11 protein-coding genes are annotated in these 12,549 nt (G+C 60.4%); 4 read left to right on the top strand and 7 right to left on the bottom strand.

Annotated features, from left to right (window positions below):
- Positions 1-253 precede the first annotated feature (253 nt).
- Positions 254-2,404 (top strand): catalase HPII, encoded by a 2,151-nt coding sequence (gene katE / locus QRN50_RS04100; protein WP_011266295.1) that lies wholly within the window; start codon positions 254-256, stop codon positions 2,402-2,404.
- Positions 2,405-2,556: 152 nt separating this feature from the next.
- On the opposite strand, the gene QRN50_RS04095 is transcribed toward katE, so the two are convergent.
- From QRN50_RS04095 to QRN50_RS04080, 4 genes are read right to left on the bottom strand one after another with little or no spacing between them, the layout of a single operon-like run.
- Positions 2,557-3,273, bottom strand: coding sequence for a PA5502 family lipoprotein (locus QRN50_RS04095; protein WP_096127431.1), 717 nt, complete (start codon positions 3,271-3,273; stop codon positions 2,557-2,559).
- Positions 3,274-3,311: 38 nt separating this feature from the next.
- Positions 3,312-4,100, bottom strand: coding sequence for a zinc ABC transporter permease subunit ZnuB (znuB, locus tag QRN50_RS04090; protein WP_003341611.1), 789 nt, complete (start codon positions 4,098-4,100; stop codon positions 3,312-3,314).
- Entirely contained in the window at positions 4,093-4,878 is a 786-nt protein-coding gene (gene znuC, locus QRN50_RS04085; RefSeq protein WP_024640283.1) for a zinc ABC transporter ATP-binding protein ZnuC, read from the bottom strand. The genes znuB and znuC overlap by 8 nt, the downstream gene beginning before the upstream one ends.
- Entirely contained in the window at positions 4,878-5,360 is a 483-nt protein-coding gene (locus tag QRN50_RS04080) for a Fur family transcriptional regulator (protein ID WP_003425978.1), read from the bottom strand. The genes znuC and QRN50_RS04080 overlap by 1 nt, the downstream gene beginning before the upstream one ends.
- A 67-nt stretch (positions 5,361-5,427) precedes the next feature.
- On the opposite strand from QRN50_RS04080, the gene znuA reads away from it, so the two are divergent.
- The gene (gene znuA, locus QRN50_RS04075; protein WP_024643072.1) at positions 5,428-6,369 is read left to right on the top strand and encodes a zinc ABC transporter substrate-binding protein ZnuA; all 942 of its coding nucleotides are present in this window, start codon (positions 5,428-5,430) and stop codon (positions 6,367-6,369) included.
- Positions 6,370-6,618: 249 nt separating this feature from the next.
- Here znuA and QRN50_RS04070 read toward each other — a convergent pair whose 3' ends face one another.
- On the bottom strand, positions 6,619-7,569 hold the full coding sequence (locus QRN50_RS04070) for a homoserine kinase (RefSeq protein ID WP_011266290.1): 951 nt from the start codon (positions 7,567-7,569) through the stop codon (positions 6,619-6,621).
- A 36-nt stretch (positions 7,570-7,605) separates the two neighbouring features.
- The gene (locus QRN50_RS04065) at positions 7,606-7,893 is read right to left on the bottom strand and encodes a DUF2782 domain-containing protein (RefSeq protein WP_003397794.1); all 288 of its coding nucleotides are present in this window, start codon (positions 7,891-7,893) and stop codon (positions 7,606-7,608) included.
- 74 nt (positions 7,894-7,967) lie between these two features.
- Here QRN50_RS04065 and polA point away from each other — a divergent pair, with 74 nt between their 5' ends.
- Positions 7,968-10,733, top strand: coding sequence for a DNA polymerase I (gene polA, locus QRN50_RS04060; protein ID WP_011266289.1), 2,766 nt, complete (start codon positions 7,968-7,970; stop codon positions 10,731-10,733).
- 241 nt (positions 10,734-10,974) lie between these two features.
- Here polA and yihA read toward each other — a convergent pair whose 3' ends face one another.
- The gene (yihA, locus tag QRN50_RS04055) at positions 10,975-11,610 is read right to left on the bottom strand and encodes a ribosome biogenesis GTP-binding protein YihA/YsxC (protein WP_003341625.1); all 636 of its coding nucleotides are present in this window, start codon (positions 11,608-11,610) and stop codon (positions 10,975-10,977) included.
- 293 nt (positions 11,611-11,903) lie between these two features.
- Here yihA and QRN50_RS04050 point away from each other — a divergent pair, with 293 nt between their 5' ends.
- Positions 11,904-12,548: a thiol:disulfide interchange protein DsbA/DsbL gene (locus tag QRN50_RS04050; protein ID WP_003403888.1), complete on the top strand. Its 645-nt coding sequence runs from the start codon at positions 11,904-11,906 to the stop codon at positions 12,546-12,548.
- Position 12,549: the final 1 nt, after the last annotated feature.

Below are 12,549 nucleotides of genomic sequence, written 5' to 3'. Positions count from 1 at the left end.
CTGCTTCGTTACCTCGGCCGGATAAAGCCGGGCGCGCATTTTAGCCTGTCCGGCCCGCTGTGCTTAGCATTTATTTACCAGCTGTCCTGCGCAACGGGCATAACACGACCGTTGGTGATCGTATGCTGAAAATAAAAGGAACGGCTGTTTTTTGCTCCGGTCACTTCATGGATACCGTGATTTCCCGCTTACGCCAGGGAAGTCGTATTCAGCGAACCCAACTCAATGATTGGGGCGAGATAAGGAGTCTCTGATGGCTAGCAAGAACGCACCACCTGTAACCGAAACGCCCAAGAGCGAAATGGCAGGTACCGACACCCTGGACCGTGGCAACACCAACGAAAAGCTGGAAAGTCTCGAGCAGTTTCGCTCGGACGCGACCCAGCAGGCCCTGCGCACCAACCACGGCGTCAAGATTTCCGATAACCAGAACACCCTGAAAGTCGGCAGCCGCGGCCCATCGCTGCTCGAAGACTTCATCATGCGTGAAAAGATCACGCACTTTGACCATGAGCGTATTCCGGAGCGTATCGTCCACGCCCGCGGTACTGCAGCACATGGTTATTTCCAGACTTACGAAGACCATGGCGCCCTGAGTAAAGCGGGCTTCCTGCGTGATCCGGGCAAGAAGACCCCGGTGTTCGTGCGTTTCTCCACCGTTCAGGGCCCACGTGGCTCGGGCGACACCGTGCGTGACGTGCGTGGCTTTGCCGTCAAGCTCTACACCGACGAAGGCAACTTCGACCTGGTGGGCAACAACATGCCGGTGTTCTTCATTCAGGACGCGATCAAGTTTCCTGACTTCGTGCACGCGGTGAAACCCGAGCCGCACAACGAAATCCCGACTGGCGGCTCGGCTCACGACACCTTCTGGGACTTCGTGTCGCTGGTGCCGGAATCCGCGCACATGGTGCTGTGGACCATGTCCGACCGTGCGATCCCGAAAAGCCTGCGCACCATGCAGGGCTTTGGCATCCACACCTTCCGCTTTATCAACACCGAAGGTAAGTCGAGCTTCGTGAAGTTCCACTGGAAGCCCAAGTTCGGCGTGTGCTCGCTGGTCTGGGACGAAGCGCAGAAGCTGGCCGGCAAGGACACCGATTTCCACCGCCGCGACCTGTGGGAGTCCATCGAGATGGGCGACTACCCGGAATGGGAACTGGGTGTACAGATCGTTGCCGAGGAAGACGAGCACAAGTTCGACTTCGACCTGCTCGATCCGACCAAGATCATCCCGGAAGAACTGGTACCGGTTACCCCACTGGGCAAGATGGTCCTGAACCGTAACCCGGACAACTATTTTGCCGAGACCGAGCAGGTTGCCTTCTGCCCGGGCCACATCGTGCCGGGTATCGATTTCTCCAACGATCCGCTGCTGCAAGGTCGCCTGTTCTCCTACACCGACACGCAGATCAGCCGTCTGGGTGGGCCGAACTTCCACGAAATCCCGATCAACCGTCCGATTGCGCCGAACCACAACGGTCAGCGTGACGCACAGCATCGCACCACTATCGACAAGGGCCGCGCGTCCTACGAGCCGAACTCGATCGATGGCGGCTGGCCGAAGGAAACCCCTGCCGGCCCGGTAGATGGCGGCTTCGAGACCTACCCTGAGCGTGTTGAAGCGCACAAGGTGCGTGAGCGCAGCGAGTCGTTCGGCGATCATTTCTCGCAGGCCACCCTGTTCTTCCAGAGCATGAGCCACCACGAGAAAGAGCACATCATCGCGGCCTACAGCTTCGAGTTGGGCAAGGTCGAGCGCGAATACATTCGTGCCCGTCAGGTCAACGAGATTCTGGCTAACATCGATATGGATCTGGCCAAGCGTGTAGCCGCCAACCTCGGCTTGCCAGCACCGGCTGCCGGTACCGTACCTGCGCGTCAGACTTCGGTAAAAGAGTCGCCGGCGCTGAGCCAGGTCAACCTGCTGTCTGGCGATATCGTTTCGCGCAAGGTTGCCATTCTCGTGGCTGACGGCGTTGACGGCAAAGCGGTCGAAGCCATGAAAGCCGCGCTGACTGCCGAGGGCGCACACGCCAAGGTATTGGGCCCGACCTCCGCACCGGTCAAGACGGCTGACGGCAAGAGCCTGCCAGTGGACGCATCGGCTGAAGGCCTGCCTTCGGTCGCGTTCGACGCAGTCTTCGTGCCGGGTGGCAAGGCTTCGATCGAAGCGCTGAAAGGCGACGGCGTGGCATTGCACTTCATCCTCGAAGCCTACAAGCACCTCAAGGCCATCTCCTTTGCCGGAGAAGCCAAAGAGCTGCTGAGTCTGCTACGCCTGGAAGAAGATGCGGGCCTGCTGGAGGTATCCGATAGCACATCGTTCAAGCCGTTCTTCCACGCGATTGCTCAGCACCGTGTGTGGGATCGTGAAGCGAAAGCCAAGGCTGTTCCGGCTTGATCTGACGCTGCTACATCGCTCCCACGCTCCGGCGTGGGAGCGCCTTTCCGGACGCTCTCTCCGCCCGCTTATACTCCCGAACACTTGTCGTTCCTCACGCTCCGCGTGGGAATGCAGTTCTGGACGCTCTGCGTCCGCCTTCAAGGATCGACTCAGGACTTCGCTGGCGTGAGGATGATTTGAGCTTTTTCATTGCGCTCGATCTGTCGACGCAATTGCAGTTCGAAATCCGGATTGGCCTTGACCACCCGCTTGGTCAGCAACGTAGCCAGCCACGGATAGTCTTCGGTACGCGGCACCACCATCAGCACTTCACAGCTGAACGCTACGGTATCGGCTGCGATATCGTCGAGTTGACGACGCAATGCAGGCATATCGCCGATCTTGAGCTCAACCGTCGTGCTTTCTGCTGATGGATCAATCAGCTTGGCAACCCTTCTGGCCTCGGCCGCCTTCAAATCCGCTTCGGCTTTTTCCAGCTCGGCCTTGCGCGCATGGGCGATGGCGCCGTTGACGCCACTGGTCAGCGCCGGTGCCTTGGGCATCAGGGCGCGTGCACGGCTCAGCGCAGAGGCCGCCGCGTTCATGTCGCCCTTCTGCAGGCTTATCTGACTGCGGCTCAGATAGGCTTCGGCCAGACGACGCTGAAAAGGCTCCAGACGGATGTCGGCAGGATTGGCAGCCTGCAACGCCGCCAATTGGTCCTCGGCCGTTGCCAACTCATTGCCGGCGATGTTCTGCTCAAGCTGAGCGAATGCATCAGGCTGGGCCTCGGAGGCAGGCGTCTCGACAGTGGGCGCACTCTGGCAGGCACCCAGCAGGATGGAAAATGCGACAAGCAGCAGATAGCGTGGGGCGAACGGCTTCATTCCTGCGATTCTCTAGTTTGCGCAAAAAACGAGCAAGTCTACACCGCTCGCCTGGGTAGAACAAAGCTGAGCAAGAACAACGCCGCAGCCGATACCACTATAGACGGTCCGGCAGGGGTGTCCTTGAACCAGGACAATGATAGCCCGGCACACACGGCTATCACGCCCAACAGGCTCGCGCCCAGCGCCATTTGCTCCGGCGAACGGGCGTGACGCTGTGCCGCAGCTGCCGGGATGATCAACAGCGACGTAATCAGCAAAACACCGACGATTTTCATCGCAACCGCGATCACCACGGCGATCAGCAGCATCAAGGTCATGCGCAGTGTAGCAACAGGCAGGCCTTCGACCCGCGCCAGCTCTTCATGCACGGTCATTGCCAGCAGTGGGCGCCACAGCGCGACGATCAGCACCAGCACCAACGTGCTGCCGCCCAGAATCCAGCCCAGATCAGCCGGGCTGATGGCCAGCAGATCGCCGAACAGGTAGGCCATCAGGTCGATGCGCACTTCGTGCATGAAACTGAGCACCACCAGCCCCAGCGACAAAGTGCTTGGCGCGAGAATCCCCAGCAGCGTGTCCGACGCCAGCGGTTGGCGCTGTTGCAACGTGACCAGCAACACCGCCAGCAGCAGGCAGCCGACTGTCACCGCGATGGTCGGGCTGATATCCAGCAGGAAGCCCAGCGCGACGCCGAGCAGCGCGGCGTGGGAAAGTGTGTCGCCGAAATACGCCATACGCCGCCAGACCACGAATGATCCCAGCGGGCCAGCGACCACGGCCAGAGCAACGCCTGCGAGCAAGGCATACAGTAGAAAATCAGCCATGCTTGCAGCTGTCTCCGTGAACGTGAGTGTGAGAGGTCGCAGCGTCATTCACCACCGCGCCATGCAGATCGTGGGCGTGATCGTGATGGTGGTGATAAATCGCCAGGCTCTGTGCGTTCTTGCCGAACAGTTCGACGAACGCCGGGTCATGGCTGACCTGCTCGGGATGCCCGGAACAGCAGACATGGCGGTTCAGGCACACCACCTGATCGGTGGTGCTCATGACCAGATGCAGATCGTGGGAAACCATCAGCACGCCGCACCGGTGGCGGTCGCGCAGCCGGGTAATCAGGCTGTACAGCTCGGCCTGTCCCGCTACATCGACCCCCTGCACCGGTTCGTCGAGGACCAGCAACTCAGGCTTGCGCAACAACGCACGCGCCAGCAGAACACGCTGCATCTCGCCACCGGAAATGCCCTGAATCGGGCTGTCGATGACTTTCCCGGCGCCGACTTCTTCCAGCGCCGACGCTGCGGCCGTGCGATCCACACCGGGAACCAGACGCAGGAAACGCAGCACCGACAGCGGCAGCGTCTGGTCCACATGCAGCTTTTGCGGCATGTAGCCGACACGCAGTTTCGGCTTGCGCCAGACGGTCCCGGAGTCAGGCTTGAGCAGCCCCAGCACCGCACGCACCAGCGTGGTCTTGCCGGCACCGTTGGGGCCGATCAGGGTGACGATCTCGCCGGGTTTGACGCTCAACTGGATATCATCCAGGACGTTTTGTCCGGAAAGCGTAACGGCAACCTTGTCCAGACGTATCAATGCATCCGACATCAGGCGGCCTTGCAACCAGCGCATACGCCGACGATCTCGACCGTCTGGCCTTCGACCGCGAAGCCGACGCCTGCGGCGGCATCGACCACGGCATTGCTGATGGCCGGGTGCTGCAGCTCGATCGCCGCATGACACAGGCGGCAGATCAGGAACTGGCCCTGATGCGCATGAGTGGGGTGGTTGCAGCCCGTGAAGGCGTTGAGCGAGGCAATCCGGTGCACCAGACCGTTTTCCAGGAGGAAATCCAGCGCACGGTAAACCGTTGGCGGGGCCGCACGGCGACCGTCTTCATCACTCAGCACCGCAAGGATGTCGTAGGCACCCAGCGGCTTGTGGCTTTGCCAGACCAGTTCCAGCACACGACGGCGCAAGGTGGTCAGGCGCAGACCCTGTTTGGCGCACAGCGCATCGGCTTCGGCGAGGGCCGAATGCACGCAGTGAGAGTGGTCATGGGGGCGACTGGCCAGGGGAGTATTGGGCATGAGCAGCGACGATATTGGCTAGAGACGTTATTATGTTACCCGTTCCTGGCTGATATGAGTGATTCGAGTGCGCCGTCTTTTAAATCTTGCTGCTGTTTTCTGGGTCAGCCTGCTGATCATCTCCCCTGCTCAGGCCGAGGTCCGAGTGCTGACCAGCATCAAGCCTCTGCAGCTGATTGCGGCGGCTGTACAGGATGGCGTCGGTACACCGGAAGTGCTTCTGCCACCGGGCGCCTCACCGCATAACTACGCGCTGCGCCCGTCCGACGTACGGCGTGTACAGGAAGTCGAGTTGCTCTACTGGATCGGCCCGGACATGGAAACCTTCCTGCCGCGCGTCATTCAGGGCCGCAAACTGCCTGCGGTTGCCGTACAGACACTGCCGGGCATGCACTTGCGGCACTTTGGCGAAGACAACGCCTCGCATGATGACCACGAGCATGATCACGACAACGACGCAGACGAACATGACCACGACCACCGCCCCGGCAGTCTCGATTCGCACCTGTGGCTGTCGACCGTCAACGCGCGGGTGATCGCCGCAAAAATGGCCACTGACCTGAGCGCTGCCGACCCCGCCAACGCAGCCCGCTACGCCAGCAACGCCGAGGCGTTCAGCAAACGCCTCGATGCACTGGACGCCCGTATCAAGCAGCGTGTCAGCACAGTGGCAGGCAAGCCTTACTTCGTATTCCACGAAGCCTTCGATTATTTCGAAGAGGCCTATGGGCTCAAGCACGCCGGGGTATTCGCCATCGCCGCCGAGATCCAGCCCGGCGCCCAGCACGTCGCCGCCATGCGCGAACGCCTGAAAGCTGCAGGCAAGACCTGCGTATTCAGCGAACCACCCCTGCGCCCGCGCCTGGCCGAAACCCTGAGCGCCGGCCTGCCGGTCAAACTGGCCGAACTGGATGCACTGGGCGGCTACACCCCGGCCACCGCGCAGGGTTACGAGCAAGTACTGCAAAAGCTGGCTGATGATTTGGCAGGTTGCCTGAGCAGTCTCTGACTGCCACCGCCCACATAGCAGCACTGCTGTGTGACGCGGAGCGTCACGAACTGCATTCCCACGCTGGAGCGTGAGGAACGATAGTCGTCAGGGATAACACTATCGTGCCCATGCTCCGCGTGGGCATGCCGGTCTGGACGCTCCGCGTCCTCTTGCGACGCGGAGCGTCACGAACTGCATTCCCACGCGGAGCATGGGAAAGAGAGTCAACCGGCCGACTAGTTCAGACTCGCGAAGACAGGTCTGGTCTCAGAGCGCAAACGGCAACGCAATATGCGCTTCCTGGCGCTCGGCCAGGCGGCGCTCGAACTCCGCAGGATCATGAATCAGCACATCCTGCCCGGCGAAGGTTTCGGCGGCGATCAAACGTGACAGCCAGAAACGCACACAAGCGATACGCAACATGGTCGCCCAGAGCTTCGACTCCGCAGCCGTGAACGGTCGCAAGCCCGCATAGGCCCCCAGCAAGGCGCGCGCGCGGACAGCATCGAGCTGACCGTTTTCGCGGGAACACCAGTCGTTGAGGGTAATCGCCAGGTCGTACAACATCGGACCCGAGCAGGCATTGTAGAAATCGATCAACCCGGTCAGGTGCGTCCCTTCGAACAGTACGTTGTCGCGGAACAGATCGGCATGCAGATTAGCGCGCGGCAGCGCCATGATCTGCGGTTTGCACGCCTCGATCTCCTGAAGGCTCTTTTCAAGCAGCGCTCGCTGCGTCTCGCCCAGGTGCGACAGAAAATTGCGCCCCTCGCTCAGCATCCAGTCCAGACCGCGATCAGTCTTGCGCTCGACGATCTGCCCGCGGGTCGCCAGATGCAGGTTGGCCAGCAACTCGCCAATCTGCACGCAGTGCTGGGTGTTCGGCTCACTGATGTGCTTGCCCGGCAGACGCGGCTGCAAAAGCGCCGGCTTGTCTGCCAGCTCGCGCAGCGCCTGACCGTCGGTGGTGCGCAGCGCATAAGGCACCGGCAGATCGGCTTCATGCAGCACGTCGAGCAGCTCGATGAAGAACGGCATCTCCTGAACCGGGCCGCGCTCGACCAAAGTCAGCACGAACTCGCCCTGCTCCAGACTGATGAAGTAATTGGTGTTTTCACTACCGGCAGCGATGCCCTGATAGTCAAGCAGACGGCCGAGCCCGTAAGGGGCGAGAAATGTTTCCAGCTCGGGCCGAGCCAGTGGGGTAAAAACGGACATATCAGGACTGCCAACGATTGAAGTGAATGTAGGGTGCTACCAGCTGAATATTTCCCACTGCGGGATCAGCATGTCCGGTTGGTCCGAACGAATGAAATTGGGGCTTGTACCATCGGCGCGCACCAGAAAATAGGGTTTGCCGTGTTTCGGGGTGATTTTAACCGCATACAAAAAGCCATTCTGGCGGTATTCCTGAATGGTTCTGTCACCGTCAGTGCGAATAGTAACGTCCGGCGCCGCTGAAGGTGGATCTTCTGCTGCAACAGCGAGCAAAGGGCAAAATGCCAACAGGCCGGTCAATATCAGTCGATTTACCTTGCACATGATAACCTTGTCCCTTTGTCGTCAATGGTCCGCGCATTCTAGCGCCGACCCCGCCGAAAAGGTTGATTCTGCTCATGACCCAAGCGCCACTCGTCCTGGTAGACGGTTCCTCCTACCTCTACCGCGCCTTCCACGCACTGCCACCACTGGCCACCTCCAAAGGATTGCCGACCGGTGCCGTCAAGGGCGTGCTCAACATGCTCAAAAGCCTGCGGCGCCAGTACCCGGACAGCCCGCTCGCCGTGGTGTTCGACGCCAAGGGCGGGACGTTCCGTGATGCGCTGTACAACGATTACAAAGCCAACCGGCCGAGCATGCCGGACGATCTGCGCGTGCAGGTCGACCTGCTGCATGCCTGCGTCAAAGGCATGGGCTACCCGTTTCTGTGCGTCGAAGGCGTCGAAGCCGATGATGTGATCGGCACGCTGGCACGCAGCAGCGCGGCGGCCGATCGTCCAGTGGTGATCTCCACCGGCGACAAGGACATGGCGCAACTGGTCGACGGCCACATTACTCTGGTCAACACCATGACTGGCAGCGTGCTGGATGTGGCGGGCGTGAAAGAGAAATTCGGCGTCGGTCCGGAGCACATCATCGATTACCTGGCGCTGATGGGCGACAAGGTCGACAACATTCCCGGCGTGCCCGGCGTTGGCGAGAAAACCGCGGTCGGTCTGCTGGTCGGCATCGGCGGTGGCATCAAGGAGCTTTACGAGAACCTCGACAAGGTCGCTTCCCTGCCGATCCGTGGCGCCAAGACCCTGGCCGCCAAACTCGAAGAACATCGTGAGATGGCCTTTTTGTCTTACGAACTGGCGACCATCAAGATCGACGTCCCGCTGGACATCGAGCTGGATCAATTGCATTGCGGCGAGCCTGACCGTGACACATTGATGGAGCTGTACGCCGAGCTGGAATTCAAGAGCTGGATCGAAGACCTGCAACGCGACGCCAAGCGCGCCGGCCAGGAGCTGACCATCGAAGAGCCGACCGCCGAAGCCAGGGAAGCCGCCTATGAAGTCATTCTTGAACAGGGCCAGTTCGATGCCTGGCTGAAGAAGCTGCAGGCCGCGCCGCTGTTTGCCTTCGTCACCCAGAGCAACGGCACTGATGCCCAGCGTGCGCAACTGGTCGGCCTGTCCTTCGCCATTCAGACCCACGAAGCCGCTTACATTCCGCTGACCCACTCCTACATGGGCGTGCCGCAGCAACTGGACCGCGACACGGTGCTCAAAGCGCTCAAGCCGCTGCTGGAAGACCCGGACAAAATCAAGGTCGGCCAGCACGCCAAGTTCGCCATCAACCTGCTTGCCAATTGCGCGATCGACGGCGATCAGGCTCAAGGCATCGACCTGCAGGGCGTCCGCTTCGACACCATTCTGGAATCCTACGTACTGGACTCCACCGCCACCCGCCACGACCGCGACAGCCTGGTGGCCAAGTACCTGACGCACACGCCGATCAATTTCCAGGAGATTGCCGGCAAAGGCGCCAAACAGCTGAGCTTTGACCAGATTGCCCTGGAACAGGCGGGTAATTACGCCGCCGAAGAAGCGGACCTGACCCTGCGCCTGCATGAAGTCTTCGACGCACGGCTGGCCGCGATTCCGACCCTGCAGCCGGTATTGAACGATATCGAGATGCCGCTGGTGCCTGTGCTGGCGCGTATCGAGCGCCAGGGCGCGCTGGTCGATGCCAACCTGCTGGGCATCCAGAGCGTCGAACTGGGCGACAAGATGACCGCGCTGGAGCGCGAAGCCTTCGCCATTGCCGGCGAAGAGTTCAACCTCGGTTCGCCCAAGCAGCTGGGCGTGATTCTCTACGAAAAACTCGGCATGCCGATTCTCAGCAAGACCGCCACCGGCCAGGCATCGACTGCCGAAGCGGTGCTTGCCGAACTCGCGGAGCAGGATTTCCCGCTGCCCAAGGTGCTGATGCAATACCGCTCGATGAGCAAGCTCAAGAGCACCTACACCGACCGCCTGCCGGAGCAGATCAACCCGCGCACCGGACGTATTCACACCTCCTATCATCAGGCGGTGGCCGTTACCGGGCGCTTGTCCTCCAGCGATCCGAACCTGCAGAACATCCCGATTCGTACCGCTGAAGGGCGGCGCATCCGTCAGGCATTCGTGGCGCCGAAGGGCTACAAGCTGCTGGCCGCCGACTATTCGCAGATCGAACTGCGCATCATGGCGCATCTGGCCCAGGACGAAGGCTTGCTGCATGCATTCCGCAATGACCTGGACGTTCACCGCGCCACGGCGGCGGAAGTCTTCGGCGTCGAGCTGGAAAACGTCACCACTGACATGCGTCGCAGCGCCAAGGCGATCAACTTCGGCCTGATCTACGGCATGAGCGCGTTCGGCCTGGCCAAGCAGATTGGCGTGGACCGCAAGCAGTCACAGGCGTACGTCGACCGCTACTTCGCCCGCTACCCCGGCGTGCTGAACTACATGGAACGCACCCGCGCCCAGGCTGCCGAGCAAGGTTTCGTCGAGACCATCTTCGGTCGTCGCCTGTACCTGCCGGACATCAACGCCAAGAACCAGTCACTGCGCAAAGGCGCGGAACGCATGGCGATCAACGCGCCGATGCAGGGCACCGCTGCGGATATCATCAAGAAAGCCATGGTGGCGGTGAACGGCTGGCTGGACGAGTCCGGCCTGGATGCACGGGTAATCCTGCAGGTACACGATGAACTGGTGCTTGAAGTGCGCGAGGACCTGGTCGATCAGATCAGTGAACAGATCCGTCCGCACATGAGCGGCGCAGCAGAATTGGCCGTGCCGTTGCTGGTAGAAGTGGGGGTTGGCAACAATTGGGACGAGGCTCACTGAGCCTGAAATGGCGAACCTGTACGCAGGTTCGTCAAATATTGTAGGAAATGTGAACTTTTCTTCACTGCTGGAACTTAACCGTTTGGACAGGAGTCAGACGTGTCGATTGGTTGAAAAATCGATCGTGCTCCTAGTTGTGTTAAGTGTTGGCAGTTATCCAGATCCCACCCTAAGGTCTGGACCTTAAGCCCCGGAACTTCCCCCTCCCCATGCGAAGTCCGGGGTCTTTTTTGCCTGCGATTTACTCCGCAGGTGCCTTGTCTTCCAGTTCCATCCAGTCGGCCAGCACGGTGTAGGCCTCTTCCAGCCCCATGCGCTTGGGGGCCGAGAACAACTGGATGCTCACTGCATCGCCCCAGCCTTTGCGAATCTCGGCCTGAACCTTGAGCAGCGTGTTCTTGGCCGCGCCGTAGGTCAGCTTGTCGGCCTTGGTCAACAGAATGTGCATCGGCATGTTGCTGGCGATGGCCCAGTCCAGCATCAACACGTCGAAGTCGGTCATTGGATGACGGATATCCATCATCAGGATCAGCCCCTTCAGGCTTTCGCGGCTGCCCAGATAGGCTTCCAGGTGACGCTGCCAGTGCAGTTTGAGCGGGATGGGCACCTTGGCGTAGCCATAACCGGGCAGGTCGACCAGACGCCGATCTTCGTCCAGACCGAAAAAGTTCAGCAACTGGGTACGCCCCGGGGTCTTCGATGTACGCGCCAGGCTGGCGTGGGTCAGGGTGTTCAGCGCGCTCGATTTGCCCGCGTTGGAGCGACCGGCAAATGCGACCTCAAAACCTTCGTCGTCGGGGCATTGGTCGACCTTGGCGGCGCTGAGCATGAACGTGGCCTGTTGGCACAGACCGAGGATGGGGTTTTTGAGTTGCATGTGATTTCCGGTGAAGACCTGCCTGCAAGGGGTGCGGCAGGAGGTGTCGGTTTCGTTTGGATGCGTGCGCATATAATGACACACCTGTCCCCCGGCCCACACTCACACCGTATCAGCCCGCCCTGACGGACGTGCTGGAACATTCAGACATGACCTGCTTCACTGCTTATGCAAAAAGGCCGTCCTCGGTCGCCCATTTTTACAACCTCAGCGTTACACTAACGAACTCAGGCTTTCGCGTCCGGTCGAAACACCGTCGCTTGAAGGCGATTCAATCTGCTCAGGAGTAAAGCATGCGTAATCTGATCATCAGCGCCGCTCTGGTTGCCGCCAGTCTGTTCGGTATGTCCGCCCAGGCCGCCACGCCCATCGAGGCCGGCAAGCAATACGTCGAGCTGGCAAGCGCTGTGCCTGTTGCCGAGCCAGGCAAGATCGAAGTCGTCGAGCTGTTCTGGTATGGCTGCCCGCATTGCTACGCATTCGAGCCAACCATCAATCCGTGGGTTGAAAAACTGCCGTCCGACGTGAAGTTCGTACGCATCCCTGCCATGTTCGGCGGCCCTTGGGACGCTCACGGCCAGCTGTTCATCACCCTGGACACCATGGGCGTCGAACACAAGGTTCACGCAGCCGTATTCGAAGCCATCCAGAAAGGCGGCAAGCGTCTGACCGACAAGAATGACATGGCTGATTTCGTCGCCACACAGGGCGTGAACAAGGAAGACTTCCTGAAGACGTTCGACTCTTTCGCAGTCAAGGGCAAGATCGCCCAGTACAAGGAACTGGCCAAGAAGTACGAAGTGACCGGCGTTCCGACCATGATCGTCAATGGCAAGTACCGCTTTGACCTGGGTTCTGCCGGTGGTCCGGAAAAGACCCTGGAAGTTGCCGACCAGTTGATTGCCAAAGAGCGAGCGGCTGCCGCAGCCGCCAAGTAAG

It is taken from the genome of Pseudomonas sp. MEJ108 (assembly GCF_030208985.1).
In the GTDB taxonomy this organism is placed as follows: domain Bacteria; phylum Pseudomonadota; class Gammaproteobacteria; order Pseudomonadales; family Pseudomonadaceae; genus Aquipseudomonas; species Aquipseudomonas fragariae.
This window is presented reverse-complemented; position numbering and strand designations above follow the sequence as displayed.